This window comes from Frankia sp. Hr75.2 (genome assembly GCF_949319125.1).
In the GTDB taxonomy this organism is placed as follows: Bacteria; Actinomycetota; Actinomycetes; order Frankiales; family Frankiaceae; genus Parafrankia; species Parafrankia soli.
In genome coordinates this window covers 34,643-55,644 of the sequence record NZ_CASGGV010000133.1, presented here as the reverse complement: position 1 = coordinate 55,644, position 21,002 = coordinate 34,643, and the positions used below count along the sequence as shown (strand labels likewise).

The following is a 21,002-nucleotide window of genomic DNA, read 5'->3' as shown; positions in this document are numbered from 1 at the left end:
GCCCGGTCTGGTTCGCCCTCCGACAGAGGCGGACCAGGCCGGGCATCCGCCGTTCAGAGCCCGGCCGGCTCCGCCTCCGTCCTCGGCCGACCGATGCCCCGGTCACCGGGCACCGGTCACCCGGTGTAGTAGCCGTCCGCGACGGTCAGGGCCTCGTCCAGGATCGACAGACCGAGCGAGACGTCCTCGGGACCGGTGGCGCACGGCGGCACCACATGCACCCGGTTGAAATGGATGAACGGCCACAGGCCGCGTTCCCGGCAGGCCGCCGTCACAGCCGCCATCGGCGCGGCCGCGGCACCCGTCGCGTTGAACGGAACCAACGGTTCCCGGGTAACCCGGTCACGGACTAGCTCGACCGCCCAGAACACCCCGAGCCCGCGCACCTCACCCACACTGGGATGCCGCTCGGCGATTTTCGCCAGCTGCGGCCCGATGACCTCGGACCCGAGCGCGCGGGCCCGACCGAGAACATCCTCGGATTCAAAGGCTTTTATGGACGCCACCGCCGCCGCGCACGCGAGCAGATGCCCCGAATAGGTCAGCCCGCCGGGATACGGCCGCCGCGCGAACAGGTCCGCGATCCGCTGGGAGATAATCACCCCGCCGAGCGGCACATAACCCGAGTTGACGCCCTTCGCGAAGCAGATCAGATCAGGCACCACATTCCAGTGGTCGATCGCGAACCATTCCCCGCACCGCCCGAAACCCGACATAACCTCGTCGGCGATCAGCAGAATCCCGTGCGCGTCACACAGCTCCCGGACGCCGGCGAGATACCCGTCCGGCGGCACCAGGATCCCGTTCGTCCCGACGACCGGTTCGAGGATCACCGCGGCGATCGACGACGGCCCCTCCAGCTCGATCACCTCGGCGAGGTGCGCGAGCGCCCGTTCCCCCTCCTGAGCCGCGTCGGCGGCGTGGAACGACGAACGGTACGGATAGGGGCCGAAGAAGTGCACCACACCGGGGATACCCGGTTCGCTCGCCCAGCGCCGGGGCTCCCCGGTCAGCGTGATCGAACCGCCGGTCGAACCGTGGTACGACCGGTAGGCGGCGAGGATCTTGTTCCGCCCGGTGGCGAGCCGGGCCAGCCGCACGGCGTTCTCCGTCGCCTCCGCACCCCCGGTGGTGAAGAACACCTGGTCCAGATCGCCGGGAGCGCGCTCGGCGATCAGCCGCGCCGCCTCCGAGCGCACGGCGTGGGCGTGCTGTGGCCCGACCGTGGTCAGCTCCCGGGCCTGCGCCACGATCGCCTCGACCACCGCCGGATGCTGGTGACCGATGTTGGCGTTCACCAGCTGGGAGGAGAAGTCGAGGTACCGCTTGCCGCCCTCGTCCCAGAACCAGCTCCCCTCGGCCCCCGCGACCACGAGGGGGTGCGACGTCTCCTGCGCCGCCCAGGAGTAGAACACGTGCTCGCGGTTCTCCGTGTGGGCCGCGTTCGCCTGCGTCATCATCGTCTCCCTGTCTGCGGACCGACCCGGCTCGCGGCGGCCGTCCCCCGCGCCAACTGCCAGGCAGTATTTCCCGCCACCAGCCCGATTTCCCGCCACCAGCACAGCCCGGCCCAGCCCTTCCCCGCCTGGCCGGACCGCTCACGGCAGGCGATCATCGGTCCAAGCCCTTCCCGGAGTGTCATGATCTCCTCACCTGACGCGGTGCCCGGCCCGCCCACCGCGCCATCCGGCGGCCCGCTGCGGATCGTCATCGCGCCCGACTCCTTCAAGGGCTCGCTCTCAGCCACGGAGGCGGCGACCGCGCTGGCCCGAGGCTGGCGCACGGTACGCCCGGACGATGTCGTGCTCACCGTGCCGATCGCCGACGGCGGTGAGGGCACGCTCGACGTCTTCACCGCGGCCGTCCCGGAAGCCGTCAGGAACACACTGGACGTCACCGGCCCCGACGGCCGGCGGGTGACCGCCGGGTGGCTCGCGCTGCCCGGCGGGACAGCAGTGGTCGAGCTGGCCCAGGCGAGCGGCCTTCCCCTCATGGCGGACCTGGACCCGCTGGGCGCCCACACCGTCGGGCTCGGCGAGACCATCGCCGCCGCCCTCGACGCGGGCAGCCGCCGCATCCTCGTGGCCCTCGGCGGCTCCGCGTCCACGGACGGCGGGACCGGCCTGCTGACCGCGCTCGGCGCCCGCTTCCTCGACGCCGCCGGCCGTCCGCTGTCCCCCGGCGGCGGAAGCCTCCGCTCGCTGACCGCAGTGGATCTGACCGGCCTGCACGCCGTTCCTCCCGACAGCGTCCGCTGCCTGGTGGACGTCGACGCGCCCCTGCTGGGGCCGACCGGAGCCGCCGCCGTGTTCGGACCGCAAAAGGGCGCCGGGGCGGCGGAGATCACCCTCCTTGACGCGGGCCTGGCCCGGCTGGTCGAAATCATGGAGCAGGCTGGCGCGCCGACGGGCCTCGCCACGCTGCCCGGCGCCGGCGCGGCGGGCGGCACCGCCTACGGGCTCGCGGCCGCCCTGGGCGCTGCGCTGGTACCCGGCGCAGCCACCATCGCCGACCAGGCCGGGCTGCCGGCCGCCCTTGCCGGCGCGGACCTGCTGATCACCGGCGAGGGTCGTTTCGACCACACGTCCCTGGCCGGGAAGGTGGTCGGCGCGGTGTCTGCATTGGCAGCCGGCGCCAGGCTGCCCCTAGTGGTGGTCGCTGGTCAGATCGCCGCCCGCCCGCCGGCGGGCGGTGACGCACTCGCGCTCGCCGACCTCGCCGGCGGGAAGGCCGCGGCGATGGCTCATCCCGTCCATTGGCTGGAGCAGGCGGGCGTTCTCCTCGCTCGGCGTAACTCGGACGGCGTGACGAGAGCGGTAATCCGGCAGCCGTAGGCTTCGTTCTGGCGCAGGGGACCCCCGGACCAGGCGCGGTATCCACGTGATTCGAGCCGGAACGGACGGAAGCGAGCAAGACATGGGCGACGGACCGATCGAGATCGAGTCGGCACTGCCCGACCTCTGCGGTCTTGATCTAGACGCTCTCGACAGTCTCGAGATCCCAGCCCTCACCCGTGCCACCGAACGACTCCGGAAGGAGGCGGTCGGTCCGGACAAGTCCTGGGCCGGATTCTCCTCGAGCGCCCAGGTGTAGGCCCGTGCAGCGGGCGGTCACGATCCGTTCCCCGGCAGGGGTCAGGATGTCTTCTCCGCGTCCCCGTGATCCGGGAAGGCGCTCACGAGGGAGGAGGGTCGATGTCTAGGTCGACCCTCCTGCCCTGCCGGAGCACCACGACGACGGGATGCTCCGCGCCCAGTCTCTCCCCGAGCTGACGAAGCAGGCCAGACCGCTGGGCCCGCACGTTCTCGGCATCCCCGCTTCGCTGCTCGTCCGCCGTTAGATTCACCGCGGCGATCAGCGCCACCGGATGGTCCTCCCCCAGCTTGGCCTGCAGGACGTTCCACGCCTCCTGGTCGAGTTCGCGGGCGGCGGCGATCCGCCCGGCGTCGGCATGGCAGTTCGCCACATTCATCGAGCAGAAGATCGTGTAGGGGTGCGTGGCCGAAAGCGACGATCGCAGGCCGTCCAGCGTCTGCTGACCCAGCGCCTCGGCGACCGCCCCTTCCCCGCACCGACGGCTGGCCATTACCAGGCTGTTCGCAGCGGCCAGCGTGTAGATGTTCCGGTCGCCCAGTCTGGACCGGGCCCGCCGGTGGGTCTCATCCGCCAGCCGCCGCGCGGCCGCGATCTCGCCGACCTGTAGGAGGACGCCGACCAGGCAGGTCGCGACGGCAAGCGCCTCTGGCTGCCCGGGGTCAGCGTGGGCACGGCACCTCGCGTGCGCATCCTCCGCGATCTCCCGAGCGCGGCCTGGGTGGCCGGCCCAACGGAGCGACACGGCGTAGTTCGACATTGTCCGCAGCCGGTCCAGGTGATCGTCGCCCAGCGCCTCGCGAGACCATTCGAGCGCGCCTTCAAGGAGTGCCAGCGAGGCCGGGTACCTCCCGTTCTCTCGAAGGTCCCGGGCATAACTCTCCAGGTACAGGAGCGCCGGGACGTCGTAGTCCCCCATGAGCCTGCGGTGGCGCTCGTAGACCTCCTCGCTCATCTCGAGCGCCAGCTTGAAATCACCCAGGAAACGCAGAGACACGGCCAGGTTGTTCGCGGCGTCAAGCGTCTCCGCGTTGTCGAGCCCGGCTGTCTCCCGGTAGCGGGCGTAGGTGTCCTCATCGAGCATCCGGGCCGTCTCGTAGTCCCCGACGCCGCGGTAGTCACCGCCCAGCGCCATCGCGGCGCGCAGGCTGAGCGGATGGTTGGGGCCGAGGAGGAGGATCAGCCGCTCCCGCGCGCGGAGGTCGAGCACCCGGGCCTGTTCGGCGTCGCCGAGCGCCCGGTGGCTGTCCGCCAGGTCCAGGGCGAGTTCCAGCGTGCGCTCGTCGTCGTCCCCGAAGCGCTCTCGCCACAGGACGAGCGTCCTGCTCGCGAGATCACGGCAACCGCTGTGATCACGCTGCAGGTACAGACATCGCACCTGGTTACGGATGAGGCGGGAGACGTCCTCGCCGCGAGCGGTCGGCGCCCGGGTGGGTTCCAGGTGCGGGCGGATCAGGGCGTAGCGCTTCCAGTGCTCGGGATCGTCCGGGTTCCCCGGATCGGCGGCCGCGAGGATCGCGTACACCCGGGCCCGGACGCCGGCCCGTTCGGTGGGGGTCAGCTCGTCGCGTATCGCGGTCTGCACGAGGCGATGCATCATCAGGCTTCGGTCGGTGGAGTTCACCCGCGCGAGCGCGTGCTCGCTGATCTGCCGCACGGCCTCGGCCAGCGTGAGGTCGTCCCGCAGCGTCTGGTCCGTGACGTCGGCGAGAACGGCCAGGCCGTCCCCCGCGAACAGCTCGAGGCTGATCGGTTCCGGCCCGAAGAAGGCGCAGAGCTGTGCCAGCCGGGCCGACGTGGGGGCGCGGGAACGCAGCCGCTCCATCGACAGCAGCCAGGTCATGGCTACCGGCCGAGGGTAGGTCGGGACCTCACCCTCAAGCAGCAGCGGGCCCGGGCTGCTCTCAAGCAGCTGCAGGTAGCGCTCCGCCGGCATCCCGGTCTCCGCATGCCAGGCGCCGGCGTGCTCGAGCGCGAGGGGAAGGTCGCCCAGCGCCTCGGCGAGCCGGGTCGCGACCTCGGTCGTCAGCGCCGGCGAGCTCCGCTGGAGCAGCTCGATGCTTTCGTCCCGGTTGAACACGTCAATCTCCACCGGGGACTGCCGACCTCGCCAGCGCTGGTTACGGGACGTAACGACCACATGCCCGGAGCCGTTCGGAATCAGGGGGAGGATCTCGTCCGGGGTGTCCGCGTTGTCGAACACGAGGAGCCAGCGCCGGTACGGCACTCCCTTGCGCAGGGCATCGACCAGGCTGTCCACCGGATCCCGCCCCTGCCGGACGGGCAGGCCGAGGGTGTGGGCGAGTCGGGTCATGTCACTGCGCGCCAGCGCCGCCTGATCGCATCCGATCCAGCAGACGAGGTCGTAGGTGGAACCGAAGCGGAAGACGTACTCGGCGGCGACCTGGGTCTTGCCCACGCCGGCGAGCCCCTGCAGGACCAGGGTGTGGGCCGCGGGCTTGTCGGCACCCACGAAACGGTTCCGCATGTCCATCAGCAGCGCGTCCCGGCCGACGAACATCGGGTTCCGCGCGGGCACCCCCTCCCAGACTGCCGGGGGGGAGCCGGGATAGCGGACATCGGTCGCGTCCGCCGGCCGCGTTCGGGTGGTGACCGCCAGGCGGGACGGACGACCGGCCGCGGTCACCAGGGCTCGGCGGGCCGGCGCCTCGGCAAGCCCCACGAGATCCGCGTGGTCACGCGCGGCGCCCTCCGGCGGCAGGCGGACCTCCTCGACCCGGACCGGGACGAGCAGGCGCTGGGCCCCGTCCGGATCGAAGGTCAGGCTGCGCCGCCACCGTTCCATCGCCTCGGCCGAATGGAGGTAGGCGGCCGACACGATCGCCACCATGCGCCGGATCGGCTCCGGCTCCGTGCCGTCCTTCCAACCGGCCCCGGGCTGACCGATCTGTTCAAGGATCACCTGGAACCCGGCCGTCTCGAGCTCGGCGGCGACCCACTCCGCCCAGGGGCGGTCGGTCGAGGCGTGGCTGACGACCATGTCAGTCGGGATCGACACCCTCGAACGCTCGAAAACCGCGAGAGTGCTCCGGCGCCGGGACTCGTCCTGCGGGGGAAGCGCGGCGACCACGCCGTCAGTCAGGTAGGACGCCAGTCGCTCGTACGCGGCCAGCAGGGTGCCCTCCTGGAGCGGCCGGTCCCCGAAGACGGCGAGGATCTCCTCATACGCGTAATAGGGCTTGTAGGGGATCTCGACGTCACCCCAGTAATGCTCTTTCGTACGTTCATCGAAGTCGCGCAGGAAAGGATCGAATGCCACCCGCGCGACATCACGACCGAGCTCGAGTTTTCGCTGCTCGCCGTCTTCGACCCGCATCGGGACCGGCAGCTGAAGAATCTCGCGCCCCTCCTTGTGCGCCGCAATGGAGCGGGAGACGGCGACCGCACCCTCGATGCTCTGTGTGCTGAGGGTGAAACAGTTGACCACGATGTCGGGCAGCTGGACGGTGCAGATTCCGGCCGTGTCACTCAGCCCGGTGCGGCTGTCGATCAGGATCCACTCGTAGGACGACCTCATGTCCTGGCGAAGCGCGTCGACGAAGTCCCCGCCGCCCTTGTCCGCGTAGAAGGCGTTCCAGTCGAAGGTGCCGACCCGCTGGGCGTAGGCGGCGTCGTGCCGACCGGAACAGACGAAGTCCACAGTTCCGCCGTCAGGAAAAGGCCAGTTCAGCGACGCCGCGTACGGGGTGATCGCGGTCGACCGACTGAACCAGTCGTCGTCGTTCGGCCCCTGCGGCGACATGACTGTCACCGTGAACTCCCAGATCATGTCCATGATCCCGGGAGTCGACCGGAGGTCGGGATCGTGGAGGAAGGGATGGAAGTAACGATGGAGGCCGGGAGCCTCCAGGTCCCAGTCCACGACCAGCACCCGGCAGCCGCTGCTCGCCAGCAGCCAGGCAGTGTTGGCGAGCGCCATGGAGCGGCCGGTGCCACCCTTGTAGGAGTAGAAGGTGACGACGGTTCCGAAATCCGTACCAGACACCGACATCGCCTAGGGCCCGTCGAGCCGGGGAAACCGGCGGGGATTGTCCCCGGTCCGCCGCAGGGCCCGCCGATACTCGAAGATCCGTGCCTGCGACTCGACGATTATCTGGACCAGGGCCATGTCGAACTCCTCGCGGGACTGCACGTCCATGCGGAACAGCTTGTCCCGGCGGACGAAGTTGTTCCGCAGCGCGGTCGCCAGTACCTCTGTGAGATGCGCGGAGTTGGCATGGGTCTCCAGGTCGTGCGGGTTCACCGGCACCAAAACACCCGACGTCGGCTCGTTGCGAACGTCGTAGGTGGCCAGCGCCCGGCGTACGTTCTCCAGCTTGGCCGCCCACATGTCCACGATGAGGATCACGATCTCGTTGCTGACCTTTGACCGTTCCAGCAGATCGGAGACGCCGTGGTCCAGCGGAACGATGTTCGAGACTAGTCCCTGCCTGGCGGCGACCATCTGTGCGATCACGCAGACCCGGTCGTGGGCCCGGGGCTTGTACGGCGTCCACTCCTCGAAGGTCTCGCCATAACAGTCGAGCTGACGACGCAACGCGGCGATCTCCTCGGCCGACGTCGAGGCGAACACGAAGGTCACGCGGCCGGGCCCGCCCACGATGGGCGGTAGCGTCTCCTGTAGCGGGCGGGGCGGAGTCGGGGGCCGGGGCGGATTCGGCGCCGGTGCCGTCCGCGGATCCGGTGACGGCGGTTCACCAGACTCCTTGTCCGCCACGGGGACGTAGTCCTCGGCCCGGTCGGCCCGCGGCGGGTCGGGAACAACCGTCGCCGGTATCTCGGGCGGCACATCTTCCTCATCCGGCGTCGACGGCGGCCTGGCGAGTACGCGGAATGCGTCAGGAACCTCATGGAGGGGCGGGATCTCGGACTTCGGGGCCAACGGCGAGTCCTCAGCGAGTTGGACGATCCGGACCGCTAATGTCAGCACGAACTCCTGGTACTCGTCATGATTGCGCTTGAGCTGCATGAGGTACCGCAGCCCGAACTGCGTATAAGTCTTCCCCAGCCCGTTGTGATCGTACTGCAACCGGGCGAGCAGCTCCGGCGGATCGCGTAACGGCGTCCAGATCACGGGAAGCAGCGCCGCCGGGCAGGCCTGGCTGGACGCGGCGGCGGAGCGCAGCCGCCCGTCGAACATCCCCCATTCCCGGCCGCAGTACTCACTCGCGAAGAACGAGGGTGAGCACATCGCCACGAAGGTTCGGCACCGGCACAGTGCCGCGCCAAGCTCCGTCGACCAGGCCTCCCCCGGCTGGATGCTGCGCTGGTCGAGGAAGCCGACGGTGTCCGGGTCCGGATGACCCACCCGGCGGCGCACCTCGGCCCTGAGATCACGGAAGAACCGCTCGAGCAGCGGGTCGTCACGGCTGTCCGCCCGGGCATAGCTGAAAAAGAAGTACAGCGGCCGCACGCTCCAGGCTTCAGGCATGCCGGCCGGCGTCAGCCGATGCAGGTACCCGTGCTCGGGTGCCCCGGCAAAACCCCGCGAGGTCGTCTTCCGTATGAGACCGACCCTGCGCAAGCCCCCGCCCGACACTCTCCCCCGACACCGAATGGCCCCTCTCCCGCGGCCCGGCGTGGCCGCGCCGCGTAGGCCGGCTCAAGTAGGGTGCACTCGGCCGGATCCATCCTCCCGACGGGCGAGAACAGATTCTACGTCGTCTCGCGGGTACACACCGGCCGCGGATTGCTGATCGACACCGCTACGGAAGACGCAGTCCACCATGACCGGGAGCGAGCCTTCCCCGAAGCACGGCATCGACAGGTTACGAAACCAGCAAAGGACGGGATCGCTTCCGTCATGCGCAGGCCCGGCAACCGACCGCCGAAACGGCGGACTTCAACAGGAGCGAAGCACCTGAGGGCAACACCGGCTAGATTGGAGGACCGGGGACGACGGAGGAGGACACCAGATGGACGACTCGTCTTCCGACATCGAGACACGTCTGCCCGACCTGGGCGTGTTGCGACTTGACGAGGTAGCCGCGACAGGGAACCGCACTCTACGGCGAGTTGCCCGCCGTCTAGCCAAGGAGGCTTCGAGAGCCGGTCTACCCCATGCCGGATTCCAGTCCACCGCTACGGAATTTGACGAGGCAGGCATACCGGGGAACGGAATCCTACGGAACGACCTTCAGACAGAGGGGGAATCCTCGGGATTTCAGCGGCCGGCGGCCGGGTTCACCTCTTCCGTCATCGCAGCTTTCTAACGCCTGAACGACGAGATCGTGTGATCGACCTCCTCGGCACGACCTACGAAGATTCGGCGGCCGAATGGCCGACCAACGAACTCGACTTCCACCAGCTGACCGCCACGGGCTGGCAGCCCACGCCCTTCCGCCAGATCATCCTAAAGATCAACAGTAGATGCAACCTGTCGTGTACCTACTGTTACGTCTACCACCAGGCCGACCAGAACTGGCGGACGCAGCCTGTCACGATGAGCCCGGCGGTGGTGGAGGCCACGGCACACAGGCTCTCCGCGCACGCGAGGAGGCACGAACTCCCACGCATGCAGATCATCCTGCACGGCGGTGAGCCGCTCCTGGTCGGTCACGACTATCTCCGCGACATCGCGGAGCGCGTGCTCGCCACAGTAGGCACCGACACCGCTGTGGAGTTCGTCCTCCAGACCAACGGCACTCTGATCGACGAGGTGTTCCTCGAGCTCTGTCGGGAGTTCCGCATCCAGGTCGGGGTCAGCGTCGACGGCGATCTGGCGGTCAACGACCGGCGCCGGACCCATCGCAACGGGAGCGGGAGCCACGCCGAGATCGCGCGAGGCCTGCACCTGCTCACCTCGGAACGTTTCCGGTCGATTTTCGCCGGGCTGCTCTGCGTCATCGACCCCACGAGCGATCCCGGAGAGGTGTACGAGAGCCTGCTGGCGTGGCGGCCACCGAGCCTCGACTTCCTTCTTCCACACGGGAACTGGACGGCCCGCCCACCGGCCCGGGACAGCGATGAGACGTCGACGCCCTACGCCGACTGGCTCGGCAAGGTGTTCGACCGTTGGTATCCGGCTCCCAGCCACGAGACGGACATCCGCCTGTTCCTGGAGATCATCTCGCTGATCCTCGGTGGCCACAGCCGCATCGAGACGGTCGGGCTCTCGCCCTCGTCCGTCGTTGTCGTCGAGACCGACGGCTCGATCGAACAGGTCGACGCACTCAAGTCTGCTTATCACGGCGCGGCATCCACCGGCCTCACCGTTTCGCGCAATGACCTCGACGAGGCGCTGCACCATCCGGGTATCATTGCTCGACAGATCGGCGCCGCCGCGCTCGGTCCCGAGTGCACGCGATGCCCGGTGCACCGCGTGTGCGGAGGTGGATATTACCCCCACCGATATCAGGCCGGCAGCGGCTTTCGGAACAGATCCGTATACTGCCCGGATCTGTTCGCACTGATCACACGAATCGGCAAACAGATCCGGGCAGATATCGAAAAGGCAAAGCCGCAGGGTGAACATTGAATTCCATCGGCTCGCGCTGGCCGACTTCGACGACCTCGCGGCCGGTGGCGGGCGCACGGGGCTCGTGCTCGGCCTGCGCAGAACGCAGCTGAGCAAGCGGCTTCTCGCACTCCACGCGGTGATGATGGACGCCGACGAGCGGGCTCCGGAGGCCGTCGCTGCCGGTGGCCTGGCGAACGCCTACTGCGTGATCGCCGCAGCCCAACGGAAGGCCCCGGAGGCAACCGAGGCAATCCTGCTGTCACCGGGCCTCGGCTTGTGGGCGATGCACTGCCTGCGTCGACTCCACGGGAACGCCAGCCCTGCCATGCCGCTGGAGGAGGATCTCGGGATCCTCGGCAGCTACGCCGTCGCTGCAGCGCTGCGCGCCGGGCTGTGCGCAACGGTGGCCGTCCCCCTCCGGGACGGCGACCTGCTCATCCCGGCGGTCGGCCGGGTCCAAGTCGGCCTGGCCGGCTGGGCCACGGTCCGGATCGAGGGGGCGGTCCTGCACCTGGCCGCCGGCCATGTCGACAACATGCAGATCGAGTCCATGGCGTTGGAGATCCCGAGCGGCCCGGCCGCGAAGCCTCCTCCCCCGGCTCAGTCGCAGTACAGCCAGTGGCGCATGGTTCCGGAGCTGGTGAGCGTCGCGAACGGCCGGCGCATCGCCCTTCTACTCGACGATGTCGACCCGGCCCGGGGGCTGCTCGAGCTGCCGATGGCGCCCGACACGGCGACCGAGGACGTCGACGTCTGGCAGCAACGTCTCGACGACGGCTGGCGCATCCTCGGCGACTACGACCCACGGACCGCGGAAGCCGTCGCGGCCGGGCTGGCGACCATCTTTCCGCTGGCGTCCTCGTCGTGGGCCGAGGAGCTCAGCGCCTCGTCCGGTGAGGCCTTCGGCGCGGTGGCCCTCACTCTTCCCCGGAACGGGCTCTCCTTCGCCGCGGCGCTGGTCCACGAGTTCCAGCACACGAAGCTCTCCGCGCTACTCGATCTGGTGACCCTGGTCAAGCCGGCCGACGAACGGCTGTTCTACGCGCCATGGCGACGTGACCCGCGTCCCCTTCCGGGTCTGCTGCAGGGCGCCTACGCCTATCTTGGATTGACCGAATTCTGGAATTATCGACGACTTGTGGAAAGTGGGGACGAGTTCGCCCACTTCGAGTTCGCGCGATGGCGGGACGAGGTTTGGCGGGTCCTGAGCACGCTCCGCTTTTCCGGCGCAATGACATCGCTCGGTCTGCGTTTTCTGGACGGCATGCAGTCCACCATCTGGGCCAGTCGTCAGAAATCGGTTCCCAACGGGCCTGGCGAACTCGCACGTAGGGCTTCTGACGACACGAGAATTACCTGGAGGCTCCGTAACGCCGAACCCGTGCCTGCTCAGATCACGCTGTTGGCCAAGGCCTGGATCGAGGGCGGCCAGCCACCACCGGCCACGCGGGTACCGACGCGCATCGTCCCAGGTCATCGCGGCCTGGTAACCAGCTCGCGGCTTGCGCTCACCCAGCTTCGCCTGCTGGACCCGAAACGATTCGAGGCCGCCCGACAGGGCGTACCCCACGTTCTCGACGCCACCGTCTCCGCGGCCGATCAGGCCCTCGCGTTCGGGGATCCCCATACTGCGGCCCAGGCGTACAAGGACGAAATAGGACGTGAGCCCGACCTGCTCGATGCCTGGGCCGGTCTGGCGTTGTGCCGGCGGCAGCACCGCTCACCGGGATCGCGCACCCTGGTCGCCCGGCCGGAAGTCGTCCACCGGCTGCACCGGAGAATCGAGGAGTTGTCCGGCATCCGCGCCGATCCGGACGCCGTCGCTTCTTGGCTACCCGAACCGGTACCATAACCGGCTAGATCCATCGCGCACGGGGCGGACGAGCCCCCCGGGGGCTTACAGCGGCGGCGGCTCGAAGTCGAAGTCGAGCCGCTCACCCCGCTCACCGGCCCGCACATCGGGATGCTCGGGCCCCAGGACCCGGCGGTAACGAGCCACGGTATCGGCGGCGAGCTTCTGGGACTCCTCGTCCCGGCCAAGCTGGGCCAGGTCCAGCGCAACATTCGTCGCGCACACCAGAGTATGCGGATGGTCGGGTCCGAGGAGATCCCGGAAATGTGCTAGCCCTCTCTCCCCCATCTCCAGGGCTTCATCGACCGCGCCCTGCGCAGACCGGGCGGTGGCCAGATTCGCCAGACAGGTGAGTGTGAAGTGGTGGTCCGGACCGAGCCTGTCGTCCAGACCAGCGAGCGCGTTCTTGAGGAGACGCTCGGCCTCGTCGACCCGGCCGAGCTGACGATGGACCAGGGCGAGATTCAGATAGCATCCATAGGCGTAAGGATGATCGGCACCGAAAACATCTTGATAACGACTGACGGTCTTCTCGATGCGTTCCGCCGCCTCGTTGGGATCACCGGCGACCCGCTGCGCATTTCCCAGATTGATCGCGGCGGCGAGAGCGTCGGGATGCTCCCTTCCAAACTGTCGGCTATCCGTGTAACGGCCGTATACCTGCTCGGCCAGCTCCAACGCCTCGGGAAAACTTCCGGCCTTGCGCCGGGCGACTGAAAGATCTTTCGCCTGCCCTAGTACTGCAGGATGATCATTCGCTAGCTTCCCATCATTCACTAGATCTTCGTAAACTCGATAGGCGTGCTCCGCCGCATCCCGAGCTTTTAGATAATGCCCCGCCTGCCGCAAATCGCGAGCAATGGCGGCGAGCGAACCAGCCACCCATGGATTGGTATCACCGCCCCATAGGTCCCTCCTACCAGAGAGAGTCTCCTGATCCTGCCGCAACGCACGCTCATAGGAGCTATTCAGACTGTAGTCCACCGAAAGATTGTTGGCCACAATAAGTGTTTCGTGGGTATAGGTACCAAAAGTGCGTTCGTGTCGAGGAAGGGAATCCTCATCGAGTTCGAGAGCGGCTCGGAACTCGCCGCGAGCACGCAGGTCGGCGCCATGGCCATTCAGGATGACGAGGGTTTCCTCGTGATCCGGCCCAAGGACCTCGGTGATCGCTTCCAGCGTGGGCCGCCGAAGATTATAGGCGTCCTGATGCCTACCCAGCACCCAGAGGATGTCCGCCTTGATCCCCTTCAGCACGAGCACGTCCGGATCGCGCTCGCCGGAAACCTCCTCCCACCGTTTCAGGGCGCGATCCGCCTCGTTCAGTCCCGTCGTGAAGTCGCCGACGTTGTACAAGTACCTAATCAGGTGCTCGATGAGCTGGCGAGCCTGAACTTCGCTGGACTCGAAGACACCGGACGGCACAATGTGCGCGAGCAAATTCTCGAACGCGGCGCGGTTCTCGGTTTCGGAGTTCCCGGGGTCCGCCGCGATGAGCAGCGCATGCACCTCGCCCCGCATGCGTACCTGCTCCTCGGCAGGAAGCTCGTCACGGATGAGCATCTGGACTAGGCGGTGCACCTGCACCGTCTTCCGACTGGTGTCGATCTTTGCCAGCGCGTAGCGGCCGAGTTCCCGCATGGCACGGCTTACCAACAGCCGGTCCTGCATCGAGCGGCCGAAGTCTGAGCTCAGGGTGTATTTGCCGCGGTCGAGCATCTCCAGCGAGATCGGCTCTGGGCCGAAGAAGGCGCAGCGCCGCAGCAGCTCGAGCGCGAACGGCGCCTGGTCCCGCAGCCGGGTCACCGACAGGCTCCACGCGGCGGCCACCGGCTTGGAGTAGTCGGACGGCGGGTTCTCCGCCAGCAGCCGGCTTGAGGCCTCCTCCAGAAGCTGCAGGTACTCCTTTACGCCCATGCCGGTCTCGAACTGCAGCGCCCCGGCCTGTTCCAGCGCCAGTGGTAGGTCTCCCAGCGCGTCGGCCAGCCGGTTGGCGTCGGCCTGCACTATGCCGGGAACCCGGCGGTCGAGAAACTCGAGGCTCTCACGGCGAGCGAAGACGTCGACCTCAATCGTGTCGACGATGCTCTGCCAGCGTCGGTTACGTGAGGTGACCAGCACGTGACCGGGGCCGTGCGGCATCAGGCTGCGGATCAGCTCCGGCTGGTCGGCATTGTCGAAGATCAACAGCCATCGGTGGTAGGGCTCACCCCGGCGCAGGGCGTCCAGTACCGCGGCGACCGAGTCCTCGACCCGCAGCAGGCCGCCCTCGGACAGACCCAGACGCGGCGCCAGCGCGGCCAGGTTGGACCGCACGAGCGCCGGCTGGTCGGCAGGGATCCACCAGATGAGGTCGTAGTGCGACTGGTATCGGTACGCGTACTCGATGGCGAGGTGGGTCTTCCCGACACCACCCAGGCCCTGGAGGGCGTGCGGCAGGACCGCCGTGACGTCGGTCTGGTCGGAGGAGACACGGCGACGGAGCTCGGTGAGCTGGCTTTCTCGCCCAGTGAAGTTCTTGTTCCGCTGGGGTACGCCGCCCCAAATCATCGGAACACCTCGACTCGGCCCACTCGCCGAGTCGAACTCCACTACCGAAGCCACGTTCCTCCGCCCCCGCCCGCCCGTCGGTACAGAACAGCCACCGAGCATACGAGCCGCAGAGACCTTGCCCCGTACACATCTGGCCGGCGCGCCGCAAAATCTTCGGCGGCACGCCTGATGATAACATCGACCAGTGGCTCTGGCGCCATTCCGCAGGCCCGCCCGCGAGTCGGTCGGGCGATGCGGACGACCACCTTCCGGCCCAGGCCAACCTACCAAAGACGGGCCCGAATGTCGGACGCACGACACGTCCACCCTCATTGCCAAACGGCCAGGTCATCGAGGGCACCATGACGGCTCGCCGACCGACACCTCCGTACACGTCGACCCACGATGCCCTAACGGCTCCATAGCATCTTCCGAACTGCACGTTTCCGCAGGTCAGAAGCTATTTTCAGCGCTGGCCGGGGAGCGCGGCATCGACAGCAGATACCCAGGCGCCCGGCCGAGGCGGGGCCGGCGGAGCCGCCTTCCCTCCAGGCCGAGCCCCCGGATCCGCGGCCGGCAGAGCGGACCGACCAGCGGCTGGCCGCCTGACGGAGACCGCGGTCCGGCGCGCCGCCAGCCGGCAGCTTCCGGCCAGTCCGGAATGTGCCCACCGATCGGGAGGGCCGACTCCGGAACAAGGACGGCGAAGACTGCACGCACTCGATCACCCGGGCTGTCCCGCCCTGCCCGAACCAGCGACAGCGACAGCGACGACCCCCCGAACTGCGAAAATCTTGCCATGTGGAGAGGTCGGCTCACAGTGGCCGCCAAATGTCGGAGAATGATGGGGACGGTCCAGGACCGCGCGACGGCAGAGCCGGGCCGGGCCAGGTGGATACCATTCGCGGGCACGGTCGCGTCAACGCCGAAAGGCTATCAGCACTGTTGAATACCTACTATCCAACCCTCGCCGCCAAATTTCCGCCAAAAGGCACAGGAAGCACTCGGATCTCCCCGGAGCAGTCAACGACGACGACAATCCGCCCGCCAGCCACCCAGGTCGGAGCTGGATCCGCCATCGGCGGCGTACTCGCGCTCACCCGGTACCGGCTGCCCTCGGGGTCGATACGTCCCGAGATGACCCGCTCCGCGGGCGGGTCGTCGTCGCGGCGGCAGTGGGGCCGGGCCGGCGGATGGTGACCCAACTTCGGGCCGATCTCCCCTACGTCGGGCTGCGCCCGTTCGAGGAGGACGAGGCCGGGTCGTTCTTCGGGCGGGACGCCGAGGCCCGTTCCCTGTCAGCCGCGTGGCTGCGCAGCCGTCTCGTGATCGCGCACGGCCCGGCCGGGGCCGGCAAGACATCTCTGCTGCGGGCGGGCGTCCTGCCGGACCTGGCCGGCGCGGACGCCGATGTCCTCCCGGTCGGGCGGATCACCAGCCCTGGCCTCACGGCCGCGAGTCTCGACGGGCTCGAACCGACGATGGTGGGGCCCGGGAACCCGTTCACCCGGGCGCTGCTGCGGTGCTGGGCCCACGACGACGAGTCGTTGTCCCTCCTGGAGGCGCTCCGGGAGCGGGCGGAGCGGCGGCGCCCGCGCGGCCCGTCCCGGCCGGTTCTGCTGGCCATCGACCAGTTCGAGGAGTTCCTCTCGCCGCGGTCGCCCCGGCTGGCTCCGCTGCGGTCGCAGTTCGTCGAGGCGCTCGCCGGGGCGGCCACGGAGCTGCCGAACCTGCGGATCCTGCTGGTGCTGCGTTCCGACCATCGCACGGCGCTGCTGCCGTACCGGCGGACCCTGCTGGCGGCCTGCGCCGATCAGGCCGGCTACGAATCAGCCATGCCGGTCACCGAGGTCGCCGTCGCCCCGTTGAGCCCGGAGTGCGCCGTGACGGCCCTCGTCGAGCCGTTGCGCGCCGCCGGGATCCGGTTCGCCCCCGGCGCCGCCGCGGCCTGCGTCGACGACCTCACGACCAGCCGGACCGTCGACGCGACCGGCTCCGAGTCGCTGCTGGTCGCGGAGGCCGTCCAGCCCGTGTTCCTGCAGCTCGTGGCGACGGCGCTGTGGCGGTCCCGGCCCGTGGCGGACGCTCCGGTGACCGCGTCCTGGCTCGGCCCGGTCGGGAACGTCACCGCGGTCCTCGAGGACTACCTGACGCGCACGCTGGTCACGATCGCCCACGAGCATGATCTCGACGAGGACGAGCTGCGCGCCTGGCTCACCCGGACGTTCGTGACCGAGCGCGGGCGTCGCGGTGTGGTCGACGAGGGTCTCACCACAACCGCCGGCATGCCCACGCCGGTGCTCGACGCCCTGACCGAGCGCTATGTGTTGCGCTGCGAGCACCTGTCCGGCTCCCGTCGCTTCGAGCTCTTCGACGACCGGCTACTCGAACCGCTGCAGCGGACGTCCACCCCGTGGACGGGCGGCAGCGGACCGGTCGCCGAGATCGGGGCGGACGACTACCTTCGGGCGGCGCAGGTGAGTTTCGCGGACGGCGATCTTGCCGCCGCATGCGCCCACGCCGAGGAGGCGCTGCGACGCGACCCGGCGCCTTCGCTCACTCGGGCGGGCACCCAGGCGTTGCGGGCACAGCTCTTCCAGACCGAGGGACGGCTGGACCAAGCCGAGTCCTGCCATCGCGAGGCCGCGGAGATCTACGAGTCGCTCTCGGACACCGAGGCCTCCGGGCGGGTGCTGGCCGCTCTCGGCCGGCTCCTGCTGGACGCCGGCCAGGTCGGGCGGGCGGTGGAGGAGCTGCAGGCCGCCGGGGAACGTCTGCCGGGTGACGCGGACGTCCAGTCGGACCTCGCGCATGCGCTCTGGCGGGCCGGTCAGCCGTGGGCGGCCGCGGCCATCTTCTCGGCGGTGCTCACGATCGCCCCCGACGCGGTAGCGGCGCTGGCCGGACGGGCCCAGCTGCGGGTCGAGCTGGCCGACGACACCGGGGCGATCGAGGACTTCGACCGGCTCGCCCGCACGACGTCCGCGAAGGCGGGCGGAGTGTCGGCGGCGGGCGGGGTCTCGGCGGCGGCAGGCGCGGCGGAGCTGCGGGCGGCGCGGGCGCTGGCGCTGGCCCGCCTCGGCCGGGTCACCGAGGCGTCCGGCGAGTCGACGATGGCGCTGCGGGACGCACCGGACAGCGGCCCCGTGTTGTGGCGGGTGGCGGAGGTGATCCGCGCCGCCGGGGACGAGCACGGCGCCGACGACCTGCTCCACCGTTCCCTCGGCGCCTCGGAGCCCTCGCTCGCTCCGGATCAACGGGCGAAGGTGTCGCGTCTGCTGCGGCGTTCCGGCGCCCTGACCTGAGACACCAGCGGCCGGCCGTGCCCCGGCCGGTCGCCACCGTTACGGCCGGCCGGGTGTCGGCACGGCAGGTCGGCAGGGTCTAGGTCACCGCGGACGGGGCCTCGGTCATCGCGCCTTCGCCCGGACGGCGTCGCTGACCGCCGGGATGACGGTCTCGCCGTAGGCCTCCAGGGTGGCGTGCTTGGCGTCGTGCTGGAGGTAGACCGCGAACTGGTCGACGCCGAGGCCGGCGAGCTCGGTGAGTCGCTCGATGTGCGCTGCCGGCGGGCCGAGCAGGCAGAACCGGTCGATGACCTCGTCGGGGACGAAGTCGGTGTGGGTGTTCCCGGCGCGGCCGTGCTCGTTGTAGTCGTAGCCGTGGCGGCCGGTGATGTAACTCGTCAGGGCTGACGGCAGCGCCGTGCCGCCTGCCGGAACAGGGCCGGCCGCGGCCGGGGTGCCGTAGCGGGCGACGAGGTCGGCGACGTGGTTGCCGACCATCCCACCGAACCAGCGGCACTGGTCGCGCTGGTGGGCGAGGGACAGCGGGTCGGCGTCGCCGACGTAGGCGGGCGCGGCGACGCAGAACCGCACCGATGCCGGGTCGCGGCCGGCCTTCTCGGCGGCCTCGCGCACCACCCGGATGGTCCAGGCGGCGATGTCGGGGTCGGCGAGCTGCAGGATGAACCCGTCGCCGATCTCGCCGGCCAGCGCCAGGGCTTTCGGGCCGTAGGCGGCGATCCAGACGTCCAGCCGGCTGTCGGTGCCCCACGGGAAGCGCAGCTTCGCGCCGTTCACCTCCGCCTCCCGCCCGTTGGCGAGGGCGCGGACGACGGCGACGCACTCGCGCAGGGTGGCCAGTGTCGTCGGCCGGCCGTTGAGGACCCGGACGGCGCTGTCGCCACGGCCGATCCCGCAGATCGTGCGGTTGCCGAACATCTCGTTGAGCGTGGCGAACAGGGAGGCGGTGACCGTCCAGTCGCGGGTCGCCGGGTTGGTGACCATCGGGCCGACCTTGACCTTGCGGGTGGCCGCGAGGATCTGGCTGTAGATGACGAACGGCTCCTCCCACAGGAGGTGGGAGTCGAAGGTCCACACGTGGCTGAAGCCGAGCGTCTCGGCCTGCCGGGCGAGTTCGACCACCCGGGACGCGGGCGGGTTGGTCTGCAGCACCACTCCGACATCCATCAGGGACCTGCCTTCCGACTCGCCACCGACACGCCCGCCACCGGCGTTCTCATCGCAGGCACGCCCGCCACCGTCACGCTCATCGCAGGTACTGGGACAGGCCGCGGCGCAGGTAGCGCCCGTGCCCGGCCCGCCCGTGGAACTCCCCGCCGGCGACGACGACCGTGCCGCGGGAGAGGACGGTGTCGACCTTTCCCGCGACCTGGAAGCCCTCCCACGCGGAGTAGTCGAGGTTCATGTGGTGCGTCGACGCGGAGATGGTCGTGCTGGCCGCCGGGTCGTAGATGACGATGTCGGCGTCCGAACCGGGGGCGACGATCCCCTTGCGGGGGTAGAGGCCGAACATCCGCGCCGGGGTGGTCGCACAGGTCTCCACCCAGCGTGGCAGGGAGAGTCGCCCGCTGGCGACGCCCTGGTAGACGAGGTCGATGCGGTGCTCGACGGTGCCGATCCCGTTCGGGATCCTGGTGAAGTCGCCGCGGCCGAGCTCCTTCTGGTCCCGGAAGCAGAACGGGCAGTGGTCGGTGGAGACCACGGCGAGGTCGTCGGTACGCAGGCCGCGCCACAGGTCGTCGTGATGGCTGGCCGTGTTCGTCCGCAATGGTGGCGAGGCGACGTATTTCGCGCCTTCGAAGCCGGGGGCCCCGAGATGTTCCTCGAGGCTGAGGTACAGGTACTGCGGGCAGGTCTCGGCGAACACGTTGTGGCCGGCGCCGCGGGCCGCCGAAACGACCGCCAGCGCCTCGGACGCCGACATGTGCACGAAGTAGAGCGGGCAGTTTCCGGCGACCCGGGCCAGCACCGCCGCCCGGTTCGTCGCCTCCCCTTCCAGCTCGGGTGGACGGGTGTAACCGTGGTGAACAGGGCCCGTCCCGCCACGGGCGAGCGCCTGGGCGGCGAGGACGTCGATCGCGATGCCGTTCTCCGCGTGCATCATGACCATCGCGCCGGATTCGGCCGCCCGTTGCATGGCCCGCAGGATCTGGCCGTCGTCGCTGTAGAACACTCCGGGGTACGCCATGAACAGCTTGAAGCTGGAAATGCCCTCGTTGGCGACGAGGTAGTCCATCGCCTTGAGCGCCTGGTCGTCGACACCGCCGATAATCATGTGGAAGCCGTAGTCGATGGCGCACTGACCTTCGGCCTTCGCGTGCCAGGCGGTCAGCGACTCCTCGACCACCTCGCCGGTGCGCTGCACCGCGAAGTCGATGATCGTCGTGGTGCCGCCCCAGGCCGCGGCGGCCGTCCCGGTGGCGAAGGTGTCGGACGCCGAGGTGCCGCCGAAGGGCAGCTCCATGTGCGTGTGGACGTCGACGCCGCCCGGGATCACGTACTTCCCGGTGGCGTCGATGACCCGGTCGACCGAGGAGCCGGGGCCGTCGCGCAGGCTGCCGCGCAGGCCTTCTGGCAGGCTGCCGGGCACGAACAGAGCCGTGACGGTCTCGCCGTCGACCAGGATCTCGGTGGGCGTCGCGCCCAGCGGGCCGACCAGCGTCCCGCCGGTGATCAGCGTCCTCACGTCGTCTGCCCCTTCACCGGACCTGCTTCCCACCTGGCTGCCGGCCCGGGTCGG

General features: G+C 69.3%; 11 protein-coding genes. 5 read left to right on the top strand and 6 right to left on the bottom strand.

The genetic code is table 11. The features are described from left to right. Window positions 1-116: 116 nt before the first annotated feature. Entirely contained in the window at window positions 117-1,457 is a 1,341-nt protein-coding gene (locus AC559T_RS12110; RefSeq protein ID WP_498868783.1) for an aspartate aminotransferase family protein, read from the bottom strand. A gap of 183 nt (window positions 1,458-1,640) precedes the next feature. On the opposite strand from AC559T_RS12110, the gene AC559T_RS12105 reads away from it, so the two are divergent. Both AC559T_RS12105 and AC559T_RS12100 read left to right on the top strand, forming a co-directional pair. Then, window positions 1,641-2,834, top strand: a complete 1,194-nt coding sequence (locus AC559T_RS12105) for a glycerate kinase (protein WP_498868757.1) — start codon at window positions 1,641-1,643, stop codon at window positions 2,832-2,834. Window positions 2,835-2,916: 82 nt separating this feature from the next. Next, on the top strand, window positions 2,917-3,093 hold the full coding sequence (locus tag AC559T_RS12100; protein ID WP_498868756.1) for an FxSxx-COOH-like cyclophane-containing RiPP peptide: 177 nt from the start codon (window positions 2,917-2,919) through the stop codon (window positions 3,091-3,093). 82 nt (window positions 3,094-3,175) lie between these two features. On the opposite strand, the gene fxsT (AC559T_RS12095) is transcribed toward AC559T_RS12100, so the two are convergent. Together fxsT (AC559T_RS12095) and AC559T_RS12090 are read right to left on the bottom strand one after the other, a co-directional pair. Then, entirely contained in the window at window positions 3,176-7,105 is a 3,930-nt protein-coding gene (gene fxsT / locus AC559T_RS12095) for an FxSxx-COOH system tetratricopeptide repeat protein (RefSeq protein WP_498868755.1), read from the bottom strand. Window positions 7,106-7,108: 3 nt separating this feature from the next. Further along, window positions 7,109-8,545, bottom strand: coding sequence for a TIR-like protein FxsC (locus tag AC559T_RS12090; protein ID WP_498868754.1), 1,437 nt, complete (start codon window positions 8,543-8,545; stop codon window positions 7,109-7,111). An 801-nt stretch (window positions 8,546-9,346) separates the two neighbouring features. On the opposite strand from AC559T_RS12090, the gene AC559T_RS12085 reads away from it, so the two are divergent. Beyond that, entirely contained in the window at window positions 9,347-10,591 is a 1,245-nt protein-coding gene (locus tag AC559T_RS12085) for an FxsB family cyclophane-forming radical SAM/SPASM peptide maturase (RefSeq protein WP_498868753.1), read from the top strand. Further along, a complete protein-coding gene (locus AC559T_RS12080) occupies window positions 10,581-12,425 on the top strand; it encodes an HEXXH motif domain-containing protein (RefSeq protein ID WP_498868752.1) in 1,845 nt (614 codons plus the stop codon). The genes AC559T_RS12085 and AC559T_RS12080 overlap by 11 nt, the downstream gene beginning before the upstream one ends. 45 nt (window positions 12,426-12,470) lie before the next feature. On the opposite strand, the gene fxsT (AC559T_RS12075) is transcribed toward AC559T_RS12080, so the two are convergent. Continuing rightward, a complete protein-coding gene (fxsT, locus tag AC559T_RS12075; RefSeq protein WP_498868751.1) occupies window positions 12,471-14,975 on the bottom strand; it encodes an FxSxx-COOH system tetratricopeptide repeat protein in 2,505 nt (834 codons plus the stop codon). A 1,175-nt stretch (window positions 14,976-16,150) separates the two neighbouring features. Here fxsT (AC559T_RS12075) and AC559T_RS12070 point away from each other — a divergent pair. Beyond that, window positions 16,151-18,262, top strand: coding sequence for an nSTAND1 domain-containing NTPase (locus tag AC559T_RS12070; protein ID WP_498868750.1), 2,112 nt, complete (start codon window positions 16,151-16,153; stop codon window positions 18,260-18,262). Between the two features lie 105 nt (window positions 18,263-18,367). On the opposite strand, the gene AC559T_RS12065 is transcribed toward AC559T_RS12070, so the two are convergent. Continuing rightward, entirely contained in the window at window positions 18,368-19,429 is a 1,062-nt protein-coding gene (locus tag AC559T_RS12065) for a TIGR03842 family LLM class F420-dependent oxidoreductase (RefSeq protein WP_498868749.1), read from the bottom strand. A 79-nt stretch (window positions 19,430-19,508) separates the two neighbouring features. After that, window positions 19,509-20,948: a dihydropyrimidinase gene (gene hydA / locus AC559T_RS12060; protein WP_498868748.1), complete on the bottom strand. Its 1,440-nt coding sequence runs from the start codon at window positions 20,946-20,948 to the stop codon at window positions 19,509-19,511. Window positions 20,949-21,002 lie beyond the last annotated feature (54 nt).